Origin of the sequence: Lacimicrobium sp. SS2-24 (assembly GCF_002201535.1) — a bacterium.
GTDB lineage: Bacteria > Pseudomonadota > Gammaproteobacteria > Enterobacterales > Alteromonadaceae > Lacimicrobium.
Window position 1 is genome coordinate 124,194 of sequence record NZ_NIWW01000003.1, and the last position, 20,855, is coordinate 145,048.

At 50.8% G+C, this 20,855-nt stretch carries 21 protein-coding genes; 13 read left to right on the top strand and 8 right to left on the bottom strand.

Features of this window, described 5'->3' with window-relative positions:
• Window positions 1-57: 57 nt before the first annotated feature.
• Window positions 58-894, bottom strand: coding sequence for an HDOD domain-containing protein (locus tag CCY32_RS06605; RefSeq protein WP_088329818.1), 837 nt, complete (start codon window positions 892-894; stop codon window positions 58-60).
• 290 nt (window positions 895-1,184) lie between these two features.
• Between CCY32_RS06605 and CCY32_RS06610 the strand changes: the two genes are divergently transcribed.
• Complete coding sequence (locus CCY32_RS06610) at window positions 1,185-2,861, top strand: Zn-dependent hydrolase (RefSeq protein ID WP_088329819.1); 1,677 nt, start codon at window positions 1,185-1,187, stop codon at window positions 2,859-2,861.
• 67 nt (window positions 2,862-2,928) lie between these two features.
• Here the strand turns inward: CCY32_RS06610 and CCY32_RS06615 are convergent, their stop codons facing one another.
• From CCY32_RS06615 to folB, 4 genes are read right to left on the bottom strand one after another with little or no spacing between them, the layout of a single operon-like run.
• On the bottom strand, window positions 2,929-3,294 hold the full coding sequence (locus CCY32_RS06615) for a histidine triad nucleotide-binding protein (protein ID WP_088329820.1): 366 nt from the start codon (window positions 3,292-3,294) through the stop codon (window positions 2,929-2,931).
• Window positions 3,295-3,354: 60 nt separating this feature from the next.
• The gene (locus CCY32_RS06620; protein ID WP_088329821.1) at window positions 3,355-4,155 is read right to left on the bottom strand and encodes an undecaprenyl-diphosphate phosphatase; all 801 of its coding nucleotides are present in this window, start codon (window positions 4,153-4,155) and stop codon (window positions 3,355-3,357) included.
• Window positions 4,152-4,646: a 2-amino-4-hydroxy-6-hydroxymethyldihydropteridine diphosphokinase gene (gene folK, locus CCY32_RS06625; RefSeq protein WP_088329822.1), complete on the bottom strand. Its 495-nt coding sequence runs from the start codon at window positions 4,644-4,646 to the stop codon at window positions 4,152-4,154. Before folK ends, CCY32_RS06620 begins: the two co-directional genes overlap by 4 nt.
• A complete protein-coding gene (folB, locus tag CCY32_RS06630; protein WP_088329823.1) occupies window positions 4,646-4,999 on the bottom strand; it encodes a dihydroneopterin aldolase in 354 nt (117 codons plus the stop codon). Before folB ends, folK begins: the two co-directional genes overlap by 1 nt.
• A gap of 208 nt (window positions 5,000-5,207) precedes the next feature.
• On the opposite strand from folB, the gene plsY reads away from it, so the two are divergent.
• The gene (gene plsY / locus CCY32_RS06635; RefSeq protein ID WP_088329824.1) at window positions 5,208-5,810 is read left to right on the top strand and encodes a glycerol-3-phosphate 1-O-acyltransferase PlsY; all 603 of its coding nucleotides are present in this window, start codon (window positions 5,208-5,210) and stop codon (window positions 5,808-5,810) included.
• 241 nt (window positions 5,811-6,051) lie between these two features.
• Here plsY and tsaD read toward each other — a convergent pair whose 3' ends face one another.
• Complete coding sequence (gene tsaD / locus CCY32_RS06640; RefSeq protein ID WP_088329825.1) at window positions 6,052-7,065, bottom strand: tRNA (adenosine(37)-N6)-threonylcarbamoyltransferase complex transferase subunit TsaD; 1,014 nt, start codon at window positions 7,063-7,065, stop codon at window positions 6,052-6,054.
• 189 nt (window positions 7,066-7,254) lie between these two features.
• Here tsaD and rpsU point away from each other — a divergent pair, with 189 nt between their 5' ends.
• The 11 genes from rpsU (at window position 7,255) to CCY32_RS06695 (ending at window position 19,938) form a co-directional block, all read left to right on the top strand.
• Window positions 7,255-7,470 (top strand): 30S ribosomal protein S21, encoded by a 216-nt coding sequence (gene rpsU / locus CCY32_RS06645; protein ID WP_062481949.1) that lies wholly within the window; start codon window positions 7,255-7,257, stop codon window positions 7,468-7,470.
• Between the two features lie 123 nt (window positions 7,471-7,593).
• Window positions 7,594-8,037: a GatB/YqeY domain-containing protein gene (locus tag CCY32_RS06650; RefSeq protein WP_088329826.1), complete on the top strand. Its 444-nt coding sequence runs from the start codon at window positions 7,594-7,596 to the stop codon at window positions 8,035-8,037.
• A 93-nt stretch (window positions 8,038-8,130) separates the two neighbouring features.
• Entirely contained in the window at window positions 8,131-9,897 is a 1,767-nt protein-coding gene (gene dnaG / locus CCY32_RS06655; RefSeq protein WP_088329827.1) for a DNA primase, read from the top strand.
• Between the two features lie 141 nt (window positions 9,898-10,038).
• The gene (gene rpoD, locus CCY32_RS06660) at window positions 10,039-11,868 is read left to right on the top strand and encodes an RNA polymerase sigma factor RpoD (RefSeq protein ID WP_088329828.1); all 1,830 of its coding nucleotides are present in this window, start codon (window positions 10,039-10,041) and stop codon (window positions 11,866-11,868) included.
• Between the two features lie 57 nt (window positions 11,869-11,925).
• Window positions 11,926-12,555: a 5-formyltetrahydrofolate cyclo-ligase gene (locus tag CCY32_RS06665; protein ID WP_088329829.1), complete on the top strand. Its 630-nt coding sequence runs from the start codon at window positions 11,926-11,928 to the stop codon at window positions 12,553-12,555.
• Window positions 12,542-13,198: a ribose-5-phosphate isomerase RpiA gene (rpiA, locus tag CCY32_RS06670; RefSeq protein ID WP_088329830.1), complete on the top strand. Its 657-nt coding sequence runs from the start codon at window positions 12,542-12,544 to the stop codon at window positions 13,196-13,198. Before CCY32_RS06665 ends, rpiA begins: the two co-directional genes overlap by 14 nt.
• Window positions 13,199-13,377: 179 nt before the next feature.
• Window positions 13,378-14,607, top strand: coding sequence for a phosphoglycerate dehydrogenase (gene serA, locus CCY32_RS06675; RefSeq protein ID WP_088329831.1), 1,230 nt, complete (start codon window positions 13,378-13,380; stop codon window positions 14,605-14,607).
• 83 nt (window positions 14,608-14,690) lie between these two features.
• A complete protein-coding gene (locus CCY32_RS06680; RefSeq protein WP_246840549.1) occupies window positions 14,691-15,335 on the top strand; it encodes a methylamine utilization protein in 645 nt (214 codons plus the stop codon).
• Between the two features lie 84 nt (window positions 15,336-15,419).
• A complete protein-coding gene (locus tag CCY32_RS06685) occupies window positions 15,420-17,753 on the top strand; it encodes an EAL domain-containing protein (RefSeq protein ID WP_246840550.1) in 2,334 nt (777 codons plus the stop codon).
• On the top strand, window positions 17,750-18,952 hold the full coding sequence (locus tag CCY32_RS06690) for a hypothetical protein (protein WP_088329832.1): 1,203 nt from the start codon (window positions 17,750-17,752) through the stop codon (window positions 18,950-18,952). Before CCY32_RS06685 ends, CCY32_RS06690 begins: the two co-directional genes overlap by 4 nt.
• A gap of 125 nt (window positions 18,953-19,077) precedes the next feature.
• Window positions 19,078-19,938 (top strand): hypothetical protein, encoded by an 861-nt coding sequence (locus tag CCY32_RS06695; protein ID WP_088329833.1) that lies wholly within the window; start codon window positions 19,078-19,080, stop codon window positions 19,936-19,938.
• Here the strand turns inward: CCY32_RS06695 and CCY32_RS06700 are convergent.
• Window positions 19,889-20,410, bottom strand: coding sequence for a YgjV family protein (locus tag CCY32_RS06700; RefSeq protein ID WP_088329834.1), 522 nt, complete (start codon window positions 20,408-20,410; stop codon window positions 19,889-19,891). The two genes, CCY32_RS06695 and CCY32_RS06700, sit on opposite strands and share 50 nt — an antisense overlap.
• A gap of 9 nt (window positions 20,411-20,419) precedes the next feature.
• Window positions 20,420-20,797 carry a hypothetical protein gene (locus CCY32_RS06705; protein ID WP_088329835.1) on the bottom strand — a complete coding sequence of 126 codons (378 nt, stop codon included), beginning with the start codon at window positions 20,795-20,797 and terminating at the stop codon, window positions 20,420-20,422.
• Between the last annotated feature and the right edge of the window lie 58 nt (window positions 20,798-20,855).

Genomic DNA, 20,855 nt, shown 5'->3' on the forward strand with positions numbered 1-20,855 from the left:
CTTTGCAGATGAAGGCTTGCTGTGGCAATGATGTCCTTGTTTGCGACAACTGTTCGCTTAATCGAAAATACTGCGGGCGCTGACTTGCGCCTCTTTGAATTCCTCTGACTCCAGTAGATTCAGGTCGTCAATCAGTCCTTTGCGTTGACTCAGATTGAGTACTGCATCTTTCTTATTGTCCTGATGACCACTGATGACCACAGCCAGACGGACAAAATCCAGGTAGGAGATGTCCGCAGTCTGATACTCGAGATTACGCCAGTTCTCCGTCAGCTCAACCAGCTCATCATTAAAACTCCAGGCCCGTAAAATCACCCCACCGATACGCCCGGAAAGCTTTTCTACCGCCACATTAAGAAAGGTCGGATTGGCGAAGACATCATCGTGCCGCTCTGCTTCAGTGAAAATGGGTAATACACCAATATTATGAACCAGTGCCGCAAGGGTCATACTGTCCATATTGAATTTCGTCTTATTGTGGGTTTGCTTAAATAGTTGCAATAACGCGATAGCACTGGCCACCACATCAACCGTTGATTCCCATACCCGGTTAATCTGTTCTTTGACGATGTCATTTTTAGAAACAAACAACTGTTCCATCGCCAGTGCGGTAGCGGTATTTTTTATTTGTCGCAAGCCAATCCTGGTCACAGCCTGATTGAGGCTTTCCACTTTCACCGAGCGGCTCATGTAAGCACTGTTAGCAATGCGCATCATGCGAGCACTGAGCGCCGGGTCCTGCCCCAGCACTTCGGCCATTTTTTGCAGACTGACATCCGGATCATCCGCAGCCCGTCTCACCTTCAGAGCGATGGCCGGTAAGGTAGGCAAAACCAGGGTGTCGTTATTGATCTTTTCTACCAGAATGGTCAGTAACGCATTTTCAGTGGACATATTGGGCCTTCACAAATGGAAAATGATTATTCAGCACAAACACAATGTGCTGCGACTATACAGGATATCCCTAAACCGTACACCAGGCATGAGCATAGCAAATTATCAAGGCTACGCATTTTCACAACCAACCTGTTATTATGCCCATCGATACCTATTTGTCCCTGCATAGGGCTGTTGCCATGTCGGTGTGCCTGCCTCAGGCCTCATCCTGACAAAACATGCCGGAACGGGATCAATCCGCCGAAAGCGGCAAAAGAAGCTAACAATCAAAAGATCAAAGGCTGATTATGAAATTTATACACCATACTATCGCGTCATTGTTTGTTCTCTCATTGTTGTCAGGCTGCTCCAAGCCAGACACTTCTGCCACCAGTACTTCTGACAAAGCGATTGCAGCCAGTCAGTCAACGCTGCTGGTAGACCCCGCCAGACTGGAGATTTACCACCCGGTGAGTCTCACCGCCGATCTCTCTTCACTGACAGACAACCAGCGAGAGATGCTCAGCGTACTGATAGATGCGTCCAAAATCATGGACGACCTGTTCTGGCAGCAAGCCTTTGGCGGCGATAAAGAGACCTTCCTGCAATCGGTTCAGGATCAGAACATTCGTCGCTTCGCCGATATTAATTATGGCCCCTGGGACAGATTGAATGGCGACAGCGCCTTTATCAGCGGCTTCGAGGAAAAGCCCGCCGGAGCCCAGTTTTACCCGGCTGATATGAGCAAAGAGGAATTTGAATCCAGCGACATGCAAGACAAAAAAGGGCTGTATTCGATGGTTGTTCGCAACGACAGTGGCGAACTCACCAGTGTGCCCTACTCACAATACTTTAACAGCGAACTCACACAAGCCGCCGCACTGTTACGTAAAGCCGCGGATCTGGCTGAACATCAGCCCTTTGCCGAATATCTGAAGCTGCGCGCAGAAGCCCTGTTATCAGATAACTATCAGCCTTCCGATATGGCCTGGATGGATATGAAGTCCAATCCCATTGAGCTGGTCTACGGTCCTATCGAAACCTATGAAGATCAGTTATTCGGTTATCGCGCCGCATTCGAGTCCTATGTCTTGATCAAAGATCTGGCCTGGAGTGAACGTCTCGCCCGCTATGCCGGATTTTTACCCGAGCTGCAACAGGGGCTGCCCGTTGCCGAGGCCTACAAACAGGAAATGCCCGGTGCCAATGCTGACCTGAACGCCTATGACGTGATTTATTATGCAGGCCACTCTAACGCGGGGAGCAAGACCATTGCCATCAACCTGCCCAATGATGAAGAGGTACAGCTTCAAAAAGGTACACGTCGCTTACAGCTCAAAAACGCCATGCGCGCCAAGTTTGATCACATTCTCATGCCAATCGCAGACGTCTTGATCGTTCCTGAACAGCGCAAACACATTACCTTCGACGCCTTTTTTGCCAACACCATGTTCCATGAGGTGGCTCACGGTCTGGGCATTAAGAACACCATTAATGATCAAGGGACCGTTCGCCAGGCGTTAAAAGAGCATGCCTCAGCGCTGGAAGAGGGCAAAGCCGACGTGCTGGGTCTGTACATGGTCAGCCAGTTGCTGGAAAAAGGTGAAATTACCGAAGGCACGCTGGAAGATTACTATGTCACCTTTATGGCCGGCATTTTCCGTTCAGTGCGCTTTGGAGCCTCCAGCGCGCACGGTAAAGCGAACATGGTGCGCTTCAACTTTTTTAATGAATTTGGCGCCTTCAGTCGCGATGAGCAGGGCCTTTACAGCGTTAACATGGACAAGATGCAGGACGCGGTGGATGCACTCTCTGAGTTGATTCTGACATTACAGGGCAATGGCGATTATCAGGGCGTTGATGAGCTGGTAAAAGACAAAGGCCTTATCAAGCCACAGCTAGCCGAAGATTTGGCGAAGCTGACTCAGGCAGAAATTCCGGTCGATATCACCTTTAAGCAAGGAAAGTCCGTTCTCGGTTTGTAAGTTTCGTGAGTCGCCACCTCAGCACGGCTGAGGTGGCTAACGCCGAAACACCGCTGTGCTAGCCATGTTACTCGGTTTTTAATGTTTCCTGATAGGGCGGCCAGCCCATAGGTTTACCGGCAAGAACATGCAGGTGCAGATGGTACACCGTCTGTCCGCCATAGGGATTACAGTTCATAACGGCCCGATAACCCTCTTCAGCAAAACCCATATCTTTTGCCAGTTTGGCCGCCACCAGATACAAATGCCCCACCACTGCCTTATCTTCTTCCTCAATATCATTAATGGTGGCGATAGGTTTTTTTGGAATGACCAGAAAATGAACCGGTGCCTGAGGATTAATATCTGCAAAGGCCAGTGCGTCTTCATCCTCGTACAGAATATCAGCGGGGATTTCCCGGTTAATTATTTTACTGAACAACGTATCACTCATTTTCGGCTCCCTTGATTGCGTCATAAAGTTGTCTGCATCACACTACAACGGCGTATGCGATCAGAGCAACACAAATCCCAGCAGTACCGTACCAAGCACCAACCGGTAAATCACAAATGGCAACATACCCAGTCGCCCAATCCAGCTAAGAAACAGACTGATACAAATATAGGCGCTGAAAAAAGAAAAGAGGACACCATAAAACATCGCCTGCCAGTCGACAGCGGTTTGCGCTTCAAGCAAATCCAGCGTAACCAGCAAGCCCGCCCCAAGAATAGTAGGAATGGACAGTAAAAAGGAAAAACGCGCAGCACTCTCTCTGTCCAGTCCGGCCATCAGTCCGGCTGTCATCGTAATACCCGAGCGGGAGGTGCCAGGAATAATTGCAAGGGCCTGTGCCAGGCCCACAAATAAGGCGCTTTTCCAGGTCAGCTGGTAAATCGTTTTGTTCTGTCTGGCCTTCACGTCCGCATACCAGAGCAAAAGACCGAACACCAGAGTAGTGATGGCAATGACCAACGCCGAGCGGGCATAGGTTTCAATCAGCCCTTTGGCCAGAAACCCTGCTATCACCGCAGGAATGGTGGCCATAATAACCCACCATGCCAGTCGGCTGTTGTCAGTCTGCTGACCACTGATTAGGGAACCTGTCCAGGCAACAATCATATTGCCAATATCCCTGCGAAAGTAGATCACCACCGCCAGCAGACTGCCCAAATGTACGGCCACATCGAAGGCCAGCCCCTGGTTTTTCCAACCCAGTAGCGCCGAGGGTAATATCAGGTGGGCCGAACTGGATATGGGAAGAAACTCCGTGATCCCTTGTATCAGCGCCAGGATAATAATTTCAATTAAGCTCATTCGGGTGTCCAGCTAAAAGGTATGGTCCATAGTTTCTGCTTGCTCTTGTCAAACTCATGCCACAGCTGAGCATAGGTTTTCTGTTCCAGCGGGTGTTGCAGATCTCCGGCCACTTCAGCAAGTGGCCATAGCACGAAGGCATTATAGAGTATCTCCCCTCTTGGCAACTGCACCGTATCATCCGTGACCAGATCATCATAAAGCAGCAGATCGAGATCCAGCGTTCTGGGTGCAAACTTCTTGTCGCCACGAACCCGGCCATTATCATTCTCGATATCCTTTAGCCGCTTTGCCACCTCGGGCATGGTCAGCGTCGTCTGTGCGCCAATCACCATATTGTAAAAAGGCTTCCCGTCAAAGCCCACGGCTTCACTTTCGAAAAGACTGGAGAGGTGCAGAGCACCAAAATTGCGATGCAGGGCGTGCAGTCCTGCCCGGGTATGCAGTTCTCTGTCCACATTACTGCCGAGGCTGATATATATCTGTGCCATCAGGGCGCACACCGGGTTAACTCAATGGCGACATTATCTGCATTAGCCAGAATATCCGGTTTGCTCAGTTTCAAAGTTGCCTTATGCAGGGTGAAATTCTCAAATAAGGCGTTGAGCATGGCATTGGCAAGGGCTTCAAGCAGGAAATACTGGCTCTGCTGCGCCACCTTTTCGAGGATTTCGGCAACCCTGGCATAATCAATGGTATCCACAACATTATCCGATCTCGCCGCCGCACTGAGGTCTAACTCCAGGGTCAAATCCACGCGCAACGGCCTTGGAGCAGTGCGTTCCCAATCATACACACCAATCAAAGACTCAAGCCGCAGCCCTTCTATTACAATTTTATCCATGGATCCTCGATTCAGACATCAGGCCTGTTATTTGTACTAAGCCCGGGGCGTTTTCAGGTATGCTGACCATGTCAGCCCCTCATATGCCTTTGGGTTATCAGGTTAGGGACGCGGCAAATTCTAAGCTATGCAACAATAAAGGGAAACCGCCTGTTCACCTTTTTGGTTTGAGGCAGAATCATCACCGGTATTCATGGAATAGTTAATAATGACAGCACTGACGCTATTAATGATGGCTGTGGCCTACTTAGCCGGCTCAATATCCAGTGCGGTGTTGGTCAGCCGACTCTTTGGTCTGCCAGACCCACGCACGCAAGGCTCCGGTAATCCTGGTGCCACCAATGTTTACCGTCTCGGCGGGCGGATAGCCGCCTTTCTTACTCTGTTGTTGGATGTTCTTAAAGGCACAATACCAGTTTGGGTCGGTTATTTTCTGGGCATTGATGCCATTTTTCTGGGTCTGGTAGCCATCTCCGCCTGCCTCGGCCACATCTTCCCGCTCTACTTTGGTTTTAAAGGTGGAAAAGGCGTATCTACCGCATTAGGGGCGATGCTGCCCATTGGCCTGGACCTGTCCGGCTTGCTGATTATCACCTGGGTAGTTACGGTTTTCATCAGCGGCTATTCCTCCCTTGCCGCCCTGATTACTGTCACCTTAGCTCCCCTGTATACCTGGTTTATCAAACCGCAGTATACACTGGCGGTCGCCATGCTATCGATACTGATTATTTTGCGTCATCGCAGCAATATCATCCGCCTCGTCCGTGGCAAGGAAAGTCGCATTTGGGATAAAGGCAAGGCCAACGAATGAAGAAGAAAAGTAATCAGCCCTCAGTTATCAGTGGTCAGCAAAAGCATCATCAGCACGCCAGAGTCAGTTTTGGTTTCTGCTGAAGACTGATAGCTCTTTTACTTTACGCCTTAGCGCCTCTGCGGTGAAAATCTCTTTTGCGTGTGCCTTTACTGCGCACAGTCATGCCCGAGTGCTTTTTTCGGGCATCCAGTGACCTTGATAAGCCATAAAAGTAGGTAATTATCTATGCGGATTAGTATTAAACTGCAGGCAGGGATTCCAGTGGCCAGCGTGGTTTAGCGCGGGCATCCAGGTCCTCATACTGCCCTGCTAACAAACGTTGCATTCCTGCATAGGCAATCATGGCACCGTTATCAGTACAAAACTCGGCACGTGGATAGAACACTTTGCCATTGAGTTTGCCCATCATTGTTTCCAGCTTCAGGCGCAAGGCCTGATTAGCACTGACCCCCCCGGCGATCACCAGCCTGTTAAGCCCCGTTTGCTCCAGTGCCCGTCGGCATTTAATCGCCAGCGTATCCACGACTGCGGTTTCAAATGCCAGTGCAATGTCTGCCTTAGTCTGACTGTCCGTACCTTCACTACGGATGGTGTTTGCGGCAAAGGTTTTAAGACCGCTGAAACTAAAATCCAGCCCGGGTCTGTCTGTCATGGGCCGCGGGAAACGAAACCGCTCAGGCGTCCCTTTTTGTGCCAGTTTAGCCAGCAAAGGCCCGCCAGGATAATCCAGCCCCAGCAGCTTAGCGGTCTTGTCAAACGCTTCACCTGCGGCATCATCCACTGACTCTCCGAGCATCTCATAACGACCGATACCTTCCACTCTCACCATCATCGTATGACCGCCGGATACCAGTAAAGCCACAAAAGGAAATGCCGGTGCAGGATCATCCAGCATGGGAGCTAACAGATGTCCTTCCATGTGATGCACGCCCACGGCGGGAACCCCCCAGGCATAAGCAAGGCTTCTGCCCACAGAAGACCCAACCAGAAGCGCCCCTACCAGCCCTGGCCCCTGAGTGAAGGCCACGCCATCTATTTGCCCGGGCTGAGTGTTGGCGTCATTCATTGCTTTTTCTATCAGCGGAATCACTTTACGAACATGATCCCGCGAAGCCAGTTCGGGCACGACACCACCATAATCAGCGTGCAGTTTTACCTGACTGTACAACTCGTGCGATAATAGCCCTTGCTGGTTGTCATAGATGGCAATTCCCGTTTCATCGCAGGATGTCTCAATCCCCAGTATTCTCATGTCCGCTGCCTTTGATTAACAATGGCCGGATCTTACCTTTATAGGGAAAAATTCTCTATCTCGGTAACAATTAAAACCCAGCAGGCCTTTACAACGCCCGCGGATATGATTAAAATTCCGCACCATTTTTAACCATGCCGGTTAATTTTCGAGCTGGTAATAAGCATTTATTTTTGAGGTGAGATTTTAATGCCAATTGTTAAAGTTAAAGAAAACGAGCCGTTTGATGTCGCTCTTCGCCGTTTTAAGCGTTCTTGTGAAAAGGCAGGAGTATTGTCAGAGGTTCGCCGTCGTGAATTCTTCGAGAAGCCTACCTGGGAACGCAAGCGCAAAAAAGCCGCTGCTAAAAAGCGTCACCTGAAAAAGCTGGCTCGCGAAAACGCACGTCGCATCAAGCTTTACTAAGATCTCACGAAAAGGGCGCGGTTTCGCGCCTTTTTTCTGTCAGATCGCTTTTCGTTTTCTATCCATACGCTATGCCATTGCTGCCGCACCTGAGTCGCAGCACAAACTTGTGAATCCTGAACAATGAGTCTGATTGATACCCTTAAAGACAACCAGAAGCAGGCCATGCGCGATAAAGATAAACTGCGCCTTGGTACGATCCGGATGGCCCTGGCTGAAATCAAACAACGTGAGATTGATGGCCAGAGCGAGCTCAGCGAAGCAGATGTGATAGCGATTTTGACCAAGATGGTCAAACAACGCAAAGATGCACAGCAACAGTTTGAGCAGGCTAACCGCCAGGACTTGGCGGAAAAAGAAGCCGCAGAAGTCGTCATACTGCAGGACTTTTTGCCTCGTCCACTGACTGCACAAGAGCTGGACACACTGATTGCTGAGGCGATGACCGAAACCGGTGCTGGCGCAATGCAGGACATGGGCAAGGTCATGGCCTGGTTAAAGCCCAAGGTTCAAGGGCGCACGGACATGGGCCAGCTAAGCGGCCTGATTAAATCCCGTCTCAGCTAAGCAACACCGTGCCGTTTATAGCCAGTCTTCACTGGCTATGACATACTCCTTAAAGGTCTTATTCAATGGTATTTCGGTAAAGCGGAGTAATGGATGGCAGGATTGATCCCCCGTGATTTTATCGATGATCTGTTAGCGCGTACTGATATCGTCGAGCTGGTAGACAGCCGCGTCAGGTTGAAAAAGGCGGGCAGAAACTATCAGGCCTGCTGCCCCTTTCACACCGAAAAAACACCGTCTTTCACCGTCAGTCAGGACAAGCAGTTTTATCATTGCTTCGGCTGTGGTGCGCACGGTAACGCCATCTCGTTTCTGATGGAATACGACCGCCTTGAATTTCCCGATGCGATTGAAGAACTGGCTCGCTACCAGGGCGTGGAAGTGCCCAGAGAACAGCAGAGCCCGGGCCAGAGTACGCAACACAACCGCCAACAGAAACAAGACGATTACGAGTTGATGGAGAGCATTTCACGCTTTTTCTGTCATCAGCTCAAACACCATTCCCAGGGCCCCAAAGCCGTTGAATACCTTAAACAGCGGGGTCTTTCCGGTGACATCGTTAAAGCCTTTGGGATCGGATACGCGCCGGATAGCTGGGATAGCGTGCTCAATCAGTTCGGCAAGTCGCCAGAGCGGCAAGAACAATTGCTGGCACTGAGAGTGCTGAATGACAACGAACAGGGAAGGGTCTATGACTTTTTCCGGGATCGCATTATCTTTCCAATCAGGGATCGCCGTGGTCGTGTAGTCGGATTTGGTGGTCGCGTACTGGGAGACGGTACACCTAAATACCTGAACTCGCCGGAAACCCGTATCTATCACAAAGGGAATGAGCTGTACGGATATTATCAGGCCAGACAGGCACATCGACGTCTTGACCGACTGGTCGTGGTCGAAGGTTATATGGATGTGGTGGCGCTGGCACAGTTCGGTGTCGATTATGCCGTTGCCGCTCTTGGCACCGCCACGACCGAAGAGCAGGTGCAACTGTTGTTCCGTGCTGCACCGCAAATCATCTGCTGCTACGACGGCGATCGTGCCGGTCGTGACGCTGCCTGGCGCGCACTGGAAAATGCTCTGGGGCACCTTAAGGACGGTGTGGAAATGCGCTTTCTGTTTCTCCCCGAAGGCGAAGATCCTGACTCCGTGGTACGCCAGCATGGCAAGGAAGCGTTCGAGCAACAGCTTGATGAAGCCGTTCCTTTGTCAAAGTTCTTTTTCGACAACCTGCTGTCGCGACACCATGTGAACAGCACAGAGGGCAAGGCCGCACTCAAGGCAGAAGCCATGCCATTAATTGAGAAAATCGCCGGTGAACATCAGCGAGCCATGCTTGAACAGGAGTTGAGCCGTTTCACCGGTGAGCTGACGCAGCATCAACATCGCACAGATATGCGCCTGGCCAATAACGAGCGTCCGCTGCAAAAGGCTGATTTCAGCGCGCCGGGAAAGAGTAAGCTTTCGCCGGTTCGCATCATGCTGAGATTACTCCTGGAAGAGCCCGCTCTGGCGCAGCAATATCAGGAGGTCAATCCCTCGCTACTGGAAGGTCTCGATGTGCCGGGATTGGCCCTATTGAACCAGGTGTTTGAATATTGCCTCGCTCATCCCCATAAACAGACTATGCAGGTATTAGAAAGTTTCCGTGAACATCCTCAGGCAGTGCATCTGTCGAGACTGTTGGTGCTGGACTATCCTGTAGATGAAGATAACCGGCAAAAGCTATATCGGGATAGCTTTGCCAAACTGCTCGACTGGTATTGCCAGGATCGCATTGAGACGCTTTTGTCGAAGTCGCGACTGGGCAACCTGTCGCAGGAGGAGAAGCAGGAATTAAACAACCTGATGAAAGCAACCTGAAACCGCCTGGATCGGGTTATGCTAAAGGTATATTGACGAATAATCGGGCTAGCGGCCAGTATGGTGATTCTGCTATACTGCCTAATTCTCTGCGCGTCAGTGCAGAGCAAATTTGAACCCTATTTGAGAAGTGGAAGGTATATGGCGTCGAACAAGCAGTCTCAGATTAAACTCCTCATCGCAAAAGGTAAAGAGCAAGGTTATCTGACCTTCTCGGAAGTCAACGACCACCTCCCACAGGATATTGTCGATTCGGATCAGATCGAAGACATTATCCGCATGATTAATGACATGGGAATTCAGGTGTTCGAGGCGGCCCCTGATTCCGATGAGCTCCTGATGCAGGAAACCACTGCCGATGAAGATGCGGCGGAGGCGGCTGCGCAGGCACTGGCAACAGTGGAGAGTGAAATCGGCCGTACAACAGACCCGGTGCGCATGTACATGCGCGAAATGGGCACGGTCGAACTGCTGACCCGTGAAGGTGAGATCGATATCGCCAAGCGTATTGAAGAGGGTATCAACCAGGTTCAGTGCTCCGTGGCCGAGTACCCTGAAGCCATTACCTATCTGCTGGATCAGTGGGATCAATACGAAGCCGAAGAGATTCGCTTAAGTGATATCGTGTTGGGCTTTATCGACCCCAACGAGACGGATGTGGCGCCCACCGCGACCCATGTCGGCTCTGAATTATCCGAAGAAGAGCTCGATGACGAAGATGATGATGAAGACGACGAAGACGATGACGATTCAGATAGCGGTGTAGACCCTGAATTAGCCCGTGAGCGTTTCACCGCCTTAAGAGAGCAGTATTACAAAACCCGTGATGCGATTGCCAGTAAGGGACGGGCTCATAAAGAGGCCAAGGCAGAAATTGCCAACCTGAGCGACATCTTTAAAGAATTCCGTCTGGTACCCAAGCAGTTCGATCGCATGGTGAAAAACATGCGTGGCATGATGGACAGAGTCCGGGTACAGGAACGCATCATCATGAAGCATTGTGTGATGCATGCGAAAATGCCCAAGAAAGACTTTATCCGTGCCTTTGCCGGTAATGAAACAGACAGCGCCTGGCTGGATAAAATCCTCGCATCGAGCAAGCCTTACGTGCCCAAACTGCTTGAATACAAAGAAGAGTTAGAGCGCAGTATCGGCAAGATGAATCAGGTTGAAGATGAGACCGGCCTGAGTATTATCGATATCAAAGACATTAACCGTCGCATGAGTATTGGTGAGGCCAAAGCTCGCCGCGCCAAGAAAGAAATGGTTGAAGCCAACTTGCGTCTGGTTATCTCCATTGCCAAGAAGTATACCAACCGCGGTCTGCAGTTTCTCGACCTGATTCAGGAAGGTAATATTGGCCTGATGAAAGCGGTAGACAAGTTCGAATATCGCCGTGGCTACAAGTTCTCTACCTATGCAACCTGGTGGATCAGACAGGCTATCACCCGCTCGATTGCGGACCAGGCCCGTACCATCCGTATTCCTGTGCATATGATCGAAACCATCAACAAGCTCAATCGTATTTCTCGTCAGATGTTGCAGGAAATGGGGCGTGAACCACTGCCTGAAGAGTTAGCGGAACGCATGTTGATGCCGGAAGACAAGATCCGCAAGGTGCTGAAGATCGCCAAAGAGCCCATCTCAATGGAAACGCCCATTGGTGATGATGAAGATTCACATCTGGGTGACTTCATCGAAGACAGTACCATTATCCAACCGTTGGATTCAGCTACCTCCGGTAATCTGAAAAATGCTACGCAGGAAGTGCTGGCCGGCCTCACCGCCCGCGAAGCCAAAGTACTGCGCATGCGTTTCGGCATTGATATGAATACCGACCATACTCTGGAAGAAGTGGGCAAACAGTTTGATGTAACCCGTGAACGTATTCGTCAGATTGAAGCTAAGGCCTTACGTAAACTGCGTCATCCAAGCCGCTCAGAGCAACTGCGCAGTTTCCTTGATGAGTAATGGTTAACACCTTCTGAGGCGCCTTTTGGCGCCTTTATTTTGTGAATCTACACTGTCATGCAAGAGAACACCCCAGGTGCACTGCGACAGCGATATCGGCAGCGCCGACGTGAACTGACAACGCAGCAACAGCAACAGGCCAGTCGCGCCATTCTGACGCAATGCCTTACACAAACAGAGTTTATCGACGCACAATATGTCGCCTGCTATCTGGCCGAAGACGGTGAGCTCGATCCTATTGAGATTATTCATTATGCCTGGGAGCAAGGTAAACATGTTTGCCTGCCGGTGCTGCATCCCTTTGCCAGAGGCCATTTGCTGTTTGTCAGCTATACGCCTGATAGCCCAATGCATGCCAACCGCTTCAATATTCCCGAGCCCAGACTAGAGTGTTCGCTGATTGTGCCACTGCACAAGCTGGATATAATTTTTGCGCCGCTGGTCGCTTTTGATGGTCATGGCAACCGACTTGGCATGGGCGGTGGCTTTTATGATCGCACACTGGCCCCCCTTTATCGCGACCACCAGCCACTTACTACCACTATGGTTGGTCTGGCCCATGACTGCCAGCAGACAGACTTACTGAGGGTGCAACCCTGGGATCTGCCCATGCATAGGATCATCACCCCCTCTTCTATTCACATTCCTGAACAATCATCAGCAAGGAACACACATGGATCAAAATAAACTTAAGCAAGCAGCGGCAACGGCAGCATTGGATTTTGTGCGTCCCGACAGCATTGTGGGTGTCGGCACTGGATCGACCGTGGCGTTTTTCATTGACGGGCTGGCCCAACGCAAAGATACCCTGCGAGGCGCGGTATCGAGTTCAGAAGACTCCACCCAAAAGCTTCAGGCGGCCGGTATCGAAGTGTTCGACCTGAATACCGTTAGTGAGCTTGATCTGTATGTGGACGGGGCCGACGAAATCACGCCTCAACAGCATATGATTAAAGGCGGTGGTGGTGCCCTGACCCGGGAAAAAATCATTGCCGCAGTCGCCAGTCAGTTCGTATGCATTGTCGATCAATCCAAACAAGTGGATACTCTGGGCACCTTCCCTTTGCCAGTGGAGGTGATTCCGATGGCCCGCGCCTACGTGGCTCGGGAATTAGAAAAACTTGGCGGCAAGCCCGTATGGCGTGAAGGCGTTGTCACGGATAACGGCAATATCATTCTGGATGTTCACAACCTGATGATTAAGAACCCGGTGGCACTGGAAACACAACTTAACCAAATCACCGGGGTCGTCACCAACGGACTGTTTGCCTGTCGCGGTGCCGACATCGTGGTGGTGGGCACCGCGCAAGGCCCGCAAATCCACAAATAACGCCATCGGTTATCGGCAGAATGGCGCAACAAAAAAAGAGAACGTCAACGTCGCCGGTCTTTTTATCACCAGGCCGAAATAATGCTTTTCCCCTTGGGGTAAATCTGATAATTTAGACGTCCAGACGCCCATATAGCAATATGGGTAACGTACCAGTACATCGTCATACGGAAACATTCATGAGCAAAGTGTCACTGCCAAAAGACAAAATCCGCATACTGCTGCTTGAAGGTGTGCACCAAAGCGCCCTGGAAACACTCAAAGCCAACGGATACACCAACATTGAGTACCTGAAAACGTCATTGCCCGAACCAGAGCTGATCGAGAAGATCCGAGATGTCCATTTCGTGGGCGTGCGTTCCCGTACCCAAATCACGGCCAATGTTGTAGAAGCGGCACAGAAACTGGTCGCCATTGGATGTTTTTGCATTGGCACCAATCAGGTGGATCTGAGTGCCACGCGTTTGCGCGGAATTCCGGTATTTAACGCTCCTTTCTCCAATACCCGTTCCGTAGCCGAACTGGTGTTGGGCGAGATATTACTGCTGTTACGAGGTATACCGCAGAAAAATGCCAAAGCCCATCGCGGCGAATGGGACAAGAGTGCGTCAGGCTCCTACGAAGCCCGCGGCAAAACCTTGGGCATCATAGGGTACGGCCATATTGGTACGCAGCTTGGTATACTTGCTGAGCACCTCGGAATGCAGGTGCAGTTTTACGATATTGAAGACAAACTGGTACTGGGCAATGCCAGACAGATTAAGAGTCTGAACCAACTGCTCAAAACCTCTGATGTGATTACCCTGCACGTACCTGAAACTCCGCAAACTACCAATATGATCGGGCATGCAGAACTGGATACCATGAAGCATGGTGCAATTTTAATCAACGCCTCACGTGGTACCGTGGTTGACATCGACGCGCTCGCTGAAAACCTCGCCAGCAACAAACTCTCTGGCGCGGCAATCGATGTGTTTCCGGTCGAGCCCAAGTCCAATGACGAAGAGTTTGTCTCACCACTGCGTGAATTTGACAACGTCCTGCTTACCCCTCACGTGGGCGGCAGTACACAGGAAGCACAGGAAAACATTGGTATCGAAGTGGCGGGTAAACTGGCGAAATACAGCGACAACGGCTCCACCCTGTCGGCAGTTAACTTCCCTGAGGTGTCGTTGCCTGAACAATATGGCCGTTCACGGTTACTGCACATACATCGCAATATTCCCGGTGTGCTGACACAGATTAACCAGGCCTTTGCACAAATGAACATCAATATCGCCGCACAGTACCTACAGACCTCACCCGAGATAGGCTATGTGGTCATTGATGTGGACTCCGAGGATGCCGATGAGGCATTCCAGAGACTGCTGAGCATCGATGGCACCATCAAAACCCGCATCTTGCACTGAGCATTAAAGGGGCGTGTTGCCCCTTTACCGACTTAACAATACCGGTATAGTAGAAAGACCATCACTTAGGTACCGGAAATATCATGTTGAAACGCTGCCTGTGTATTCTGAGCTGTTTGTTGTCTCTGCCTGCGCTGGCCACTGAGTTGGCAGTCACAGTGCTTACAGAGGACGGCAAACCCATGCCAGGAGCGGTGATATACCTGACTTCTGAACAGGCCCTCCCCGGGGTAGAAGAAGGCGCGGTAGCAACCATGGATCAGGTCAATAAGCAGTTCGCTCCTCATATTCTGGTGGTGCAGAAAGGCACACAGGTAAGCTTTCCCAATTCTGATTCTATTCAGCACCATGTCTACTCTTTTTCTGCAGCAAAGACGTTTCAGTTACAACTCTACAAAGACAATAACCCGGCGCCCTTACCTTTTGACGCCGAAGGCAAAGTGGAGCTGGGCTGCAATGTGCATGACTGGATGCTGGGATACATTTATGTGGTGGATACCCCGTATTTTGGTCAGACCAATAAAAAAGGGCAGTTGAGTCTTAACATTGCAGATGGCGATTACAGGTTACATATTCGTCACCCACGCATTGAAGAAGCTTCAGCAAACCTGGATCGTAATCTGAGCATCCATGCCGATGAGCAGGTAGCGATTCAGCTCAAGCAACCGCTGCTGCCGGGCCTGAATGAATTTGAAGACGATACCGATGAGTTTATTGGTTATGAATAACAGCACCGCCCGCCGCACCAGGCAGCATGAAAGCTATCAAGGCGCTCCTGGAGCAAGGTTTTGATGGGTATCAGGCTGTCTGGCTTGGCTAGCCGTTCCCTGCGCGCCAGAATGCTAATGGTGTTTCTGCTACTTCTGGCGGTGATCGTTATCGTGACGCTGGTAACGGTACAAAAGGCGACTTATCGGCACAGTACCGGCCAGGTGCAGGACCATGCCAGAACCTCCGCCATCGTGGTGAAAGATAAAATTCAGAACCGCTCCAGGCAACTGGAATCGGCTCTGGCAACCCTGGCCAAAGACTTCAACACCAAACAACTGATTGCTGGCGGCAAACAGGACCCCGAGTCGCTGCTGATTGCGCTGCGCAATCATCAGCGCCGTATCAACGCTGACCTCAGTTGGGTCACTGATGCCGACGGTGAGTTATTAACGATGACTCAGGATCTGCCCGCTTCGCAGCTGACAAGACAATTAACCGAGACCTCGCCTATCATGTGGCGCTTTATCGATGGCCGTTATTATTTGCTACAAGGGGTCGCCGTCAGATTTGTCGAATCATCCCCTCGGGTCAATGCCTGGCTGTTTGCTGCAGTGGAAGGCAGCCGCCTTATCACTCCCGAACTGGTGACCCTGACAGATATGCAAATCAGTCTGTTTTCTCCCGCACCGGAACATCAGTTGATTGCTTCAAGCTTTTCGCCGGCGCAAGCGAGCCAGCTTGAGAGTAAAACACTGAACTGGACGCCGGGCCTGCATCAGGTGTCTCTGAGCCCAGCAGAGCAGAGTTCGGAATTTATTTATGCCACATCGGATATAGGGAGCAGTACCCAGGGCCCGCTTAAACTTGTGCTCGCCACCATTGCCGATAAAGCCTACCTGTCTTACAACAGTCTCATCGGACAGCTGATATTAATTCTCGCCATCGCTGGCCTGCTTGCTCTGGGAGCAGCGGTGATCATCTCCAACGGAATTAGTCGTCCATTAACCCGTCTGGTGGGCGTAACCAACAAGATCCGCAAAGGCCATTATGTGGACGACGTGCCCAAGTCCACCACATTAGAAATCGCTTCACTGTCTACCGCCATTGATGAAATGCAGCAGGGGATCAAGCAACGTGAACTGGAAATTCAGCAATTAGCTTACTTCGATTCCTTAACCGGCCTCCCTAATCGGAATCAGTTCAATCAGCAACTTCAGCGCTTAGTGGATGACAGACACGATCCCGTCGTTGTCATGATGATGGATGTGGACAGGTTCAAAGACATCAACGATACGCTGGGTCACAACATAGGTGACCAACTACTGAATAAAATCGCCTCCAGACTTTCCCATATTGAACTCGACAACCTTTTCGTCGCCAGACTGGGAGGCGACGAGTTTGGCCTGATTTGGTTTGGCGACACCTCACATACGCCGAAGAGTCTGGCCAATCAGGTAGTGGACGCCTTTCGTACCCCCTTTGACATTGAAAAGCTGCGTCTGGATCTGGACTTAAGTATCGGTGTTGCAGTGTATCCACAGCACGGAGACTCACCGGCCAACCTGATTCAGTGTGCCGACATTGCCATGTACAGCTGCAAGGGCCACCATCGCGCCTTTGCCATCTACCGGCCAGAGCTGAACAAGTATTCAGTACAACGCCTGAGCCTGATGTCTGAGTTGCGCTCGGCACTGTCTGAGGGACAATTGCAACTTTACTATCAGCCGAAAGTTCTGCTGGACGATGGCAACGTCAGCGGCGCGGAATGCCTGATACGCTGGATCCATCCCGTGCATGGTTTTATTCCTCCCGATCAGTTCATTCCTCTGGCTGAGCAAACCGGTGCGATCAGAGACGTGACCCATTGGGCGCTGAACGAAGCGATGGCCCAACAACAAAAGTGGTCGCAGGCAGGACTTGAGCTGAATGTAGCCGTTAATATCTCGCCATTGGATCTGGTCGATATGACGCTTCCTGAACTGGTCAGTCATCTGTTTTCCCAGTACCCGGACAACCTCGGTGGATTAACGCTGGAGGTCACAGAAAGCGCAGTAATGGGCGACCCGGATACAGCTATTAAGGCGCTGGAAAAACTCAAAACCATGGGTGTGATTCTCTCCATTGATGACTTTGGCACGGGCTACTCTTCAATGGCTCAGCTGAAAAAAATGCCGGTGGACGAGCTTAAAATCGACAAAGCATTCGTTCTGGATCTGGCCACCAATGCTGAAGATCAGGTGATGGTCAATACACTCCTGAGTCTTGCCCACCATCTGGACCTGAAAACCGTGGCGGAGGGTGTCGAAGACGAAGCCAGCCTGACATTTCTGAAACAGGCAGGGTGTCACAAGGCCCAGGGGTTTTATATGAGCAAGCCTTTACCGGCAGCCGCATTTGATGACTGGATCAGACAAGCACAGGACAGGCCTGTATGAATAAAACGCTACTGGCAGCCATTTTGTGCCTGTTTACATTCATCGGACATGGGGCTGAGATCTCGGGGGTCATCCAGCTAAGTGCACTCAAAGCGGACCCCCAGCATAACTGGCAGCAACAGGGTACCGGAATCTTACGACAGAACCAGTCAGGCCTGAACCTGCAACAAGCCTTGCTCGACGTCAGTCAGTCCCTGATTGGCGGACTGGAAATCGAAGCCGTTTTCAACCTGCATGAAGATGGTGAGAAACATCTTGGGCTGACCCAGGCCAGTCTGCGCTATAAACCGCTGAGTCCCAGTCCCTATAAATTTCGCGCCAGAGCTGGGTTCTTTTATCCTGAAATGTCGTTTGAAAACCCCGGCACAGGCTGGTTGTCTCCTTACACCTATACCCAAAGTGCCATCAATAGCTGGCTGGGTGAAGAATTGAGGCTCGCCGGACTTGAACTGGGGATATACAGCCCCGGCAGACAGCGTCGCAGCCCATGGTCCTGGGAGCTTTACGCCGGTGCTTTCAGAGGCAATGACCCCTTGGGTACACTGCTCAGTTGGCGGGGCTGGGCGATGCATGATCGTCAGTCTTTGCATCACGACCGCGTACTCTTTGCGGCGTTGCCTGCAGTGACCGACAGAATCATCCATCCGGCCTGGGTTGAACCCTTTCATGAAATCGATGGCCGTACCGGTTTTTATATCGGTGGGCATCTGGAGTACTACAATAAAAGCCGGTTCAGATATTATTACTACGACAACAATGCGGATCCACTGGCATTTAACAGCCAGAGACTCTATGCCTGGCACACTAAGTTTCACTCTGTTGCCTTTTCTCAGCAAATTGGTGAACATATCCGCCTATTGGGGCAATGGATGACTGGCAGCACAGAGATGGGCGTACGCTGGGTCTATGCTGATCTTAATGCCTGGTACCTGATGCTCAGCCATCGCATTGAGCGACATCGTTTCAGCCTTCGTTATGACCACTTCAGCATATCTGAAGATGACATCTGGCCCTGGGATTATAATGACAGTCATGGAGAGGGCCTGACGCTGAACTGGCGTTATCAGTTTGATCAACACTGGCAGGTTGGTATCGAGCAGCACATCAATAACAGTTCGGCAACGAATCGCATGACGGTGGGAGAACCCATTAACAGTGATCAGCAGCAAACATTGGCGGTACTGGAATTCAGATGGTAGTTCAGCAAATGCACTTAAGGAGTAAAACTGCTACGTTACCCTTTTTTGTCCTCATCGTGACAATGCTCCTTCATTCCACAACAGTTCGCAGTGAACAAAGTAAGAGCATCTACACAATCTGCCAGATGTCTCCGTCCCAATGTCTTGAACAGTTACCCGCTGTACTCAGCAGCACGGAGCCAAACAGCCATCTGTTTTTCAGGTATGAGCTTTACAGACTGGATGCCCTGCTTAACTTGGGACGGTTCGAGCAACTACAACAAGCTTTGTCCCCCTGGTTGGACAACACCACGGTTCCCATGCGTTTTCGCCTTGCAGTACTGACTTACCAAGCCAAAGTTTTTCATGTTGCGAAAAAGCCTCAGCTCGCCTCACGCTGGCTAAACAAGGCACTCACACTCATGCAGCAGTTTAGCGAACATAGCAGCAGTCCTATGGCCATGATTGAGATTGCCAATCTGCAACTATATCTGAATGATATTGAGGCAGCCTATCAGACCTTACGCACCATAGAGCAAAAGCATCTTCGTCATGCTTCACCACGTTTTAAGCAGGAGTTATATGCCAATCTGGCCCAGGCATTGAGAAAACAAGGGGACCTTACACAACACCTTGATTATCGACAACGCTCATTGCGCGCCGCCGAGGCAGTAAGCAACTTACAGCAAATTGGTGTGAGCTGGCATAACGTGGCGCGTGCCCACCAAATATTAGAACAGTTCAACCACGCAGAGAGCGCCTTTATCAAAGCCGCTGACTTCGCGAAACGTGCCGGCGATGAGGCCACTCTGATGCAGTGCCTGCTGTACCGGGCGGAAATCGCACATCATAACCAACAACTTAAAAAGGCAGAGCAGCTGCTGTCGTTAATTGATGAGCGCCCATTGACACCCAGTCGCAGAGCCGTACTCAGGCAACTCAGCCAGGCATTAGGTCTCACACGGGAGTCTGGTGCTTTCGATGCACGCGATCCTGATACAATTTAATCGCGATACTGAGCAGGTTGCTGATATTAAATAAACTGCCAAATACACTGCCCACAATCACAGCGTAAGCCAGCCCCAGCCCCTCAGCCAGAATAAACCATTTTCGAATACTGTGGGTACGCTGCAACAATATTGAACCCAGGGTGAAAATAATAGCGGATATATAAGCCAGGATTATCTCTGCACCATGGTTCAACCACCACCATTCATACGCAAAGAACAGCATGTGTAATACAACGAAGAAGATGACTAACAGCATCGAACGATGACGCAGCGCGATAAGATTGCGTAACGCCGCAAGACCACAACCAATACCTGCTGCCATGGCACCCAGCAAAAAGAAGTGAGTACTTAAACTCAATAGCCCTAAAGCGGAGATGAGCCTATAGCGATTAACCTGATTCTGACGATAACCCACAAAATGGATAAGCAGCGCGAGTGCACCAAAGCTCTCAGCCAGGTTAAATTCCAATCTCCCTCCTTAGCAAAAGGCTTTGACGATCTGATTAACGGCAGCATGCTCTCCACCCAATTGCAGATTATCTCGGACCAAGTCAGCGGGGTAGCCGAACAAGCCGAACTTATTGCCCTTACTATGGCTGATGATCACCACATACTCAGGGGGAGTATTGAGATCCGCCATAAAAGGGTCGAGTACCGGGATCTCATAGGGTTCAATGCATATGAGCCCCATCCTGCGGCCATGGCGCGATAGGAAACGGCTGAATACCGGAGCTTGTAGAACCGCATAAACGGCAAATCTGGGTATCTGGACACAGCGGCCGCGCCACTCAAACTCAAGCAACTGTAATCGGTCCACCAGTGCAGCAATGTTTTCAGGCAAACGGGTTGTTGGCATGATCACGTCCCCCGGTTCAGTAAAAGCAGTGAAACTACCAGCTTATTTCATGGGCCTG

Coding starts and splice junctions, on each gene's coding strand:
- CCY32_RS06605 (WP_088329818.1), bottom strand. CDS start 894: ATGTCCACTGAAAATGCGTTACTGACCATTCTGGTAGAAAAGATCAAT.
- CCY32_RS06610 (WP_088329819.1), top strand. CDS start 1,185: ATGAAATTTATACACCATACTATCGCGTCATTGTTTGTTCTCTCATTG.
- CCY32_RS06615 (WP_088329820.1), bottom strand. CDS start 3,294: ATGAGTGATACGTTGTTCAGTAAAATAATTAACCGGGAAATCCCCGCT.
- CCY32_RS06620 (WP_088329821.1), bottom strand. CDS start 4,155: ATGAGCTTAATTGAAATTATTATCCTGGCGCTGATACAAGGGATCACG.
- folK (WP_088329822.1), bottom strand. CDS start 4,646: ATGGCACAGATATATATCAGCCTCGGCAGTAATGTGGACAGAGAACTG.
- folB (WP_088329823.1), bottom strand. CDS start 4,999: ATGGATAAAATTGTAATAGAAGGGCTGCGGCTTGAGTCTTTGATTGGT.
- plsY (WP_088329824.1), top strand. CDS start 5,208: ATGACAGCACTGACGCTATTAATGATGGCTGTGGCCTACTTAGCCGGC.
- tsaD (WP_088329825.1), bottom strand. CDS start 7,065: ATGAGAATACTGGGGATTGAGACATCCTGCGATGAAACGGGAATTGCC.
- rpsU (WP_062481949.1), top strand. CDS start 7,255: ATGCCAATTGTTAAAGTTAAAGAAAACGAGCCGTTTGATGTCGCTCTT.
- CCY32_RS06650 (WP_088329826.1), top strand. CDS start 7,594: ATGAGTCTGATTGATACCCTTAAAGACAACCAGAAGCAGGCCATGCGC.
- dnaG (WP_088329827.1), top strand. CDS start 8,131: ATGGCAGGATTGATCCCCCGTGATTTTATCGATGATCTGTTAGCGCGT.
- rpoD (WP_088329828.1), top strand. CDS start 10,039: ATGGCGTCGAACAAGCAGTCTCAGATTAAACTCCTCATCGCAAAAGGT.
- CCY32_RS06665 (WP_088329829.1), top strand. CDS start 11,926: ATGCAAGAGAACACCCCAGGTGCACTGCGACAGCGATATCGGCAGCGC.
- rpiA (WP_088329830.1), top strand. CDS start 12,542: ATGGATCAAAATAAACTTAAGCAAGCAGCGGCAACGGCAGCATTGGAT.
- serA (WP_088329831.1), top strand. CDS start 13,378: ATGAGCAAAGTGTCACTGCCAAAAGACAAAATCCGCATACTGCTGCTT.
- CCY32_RS06680 (WP_246840549.1), top strand. CDS start 14,691: ATGTTGAAACGCTGCCTGTGTATTCTGAGCTGTTTGTTGTCTCTGCCT.
- CCY32_RS06690 (WP_088329832.1), top strand. CDS start 17,750: ATGAATAAAACGCTACTGGCAGCCATTTTGTGCCTGTTTACATTCATC.
- CCY32_RS06695 (WP_088329833.1), top strand. CDS start 19,078: ATGTCTCCGTCCCAATGTCTTGAACAGTTACCCGCTGTACTCAGCAGC.
- CCY32_RS06705 (WP_088329835.1), bottom strand. CDS start 20,797: ATGCCAACAACCCGTTTGCCTGAAAACATTGCTGCACTGGTGGACCGA.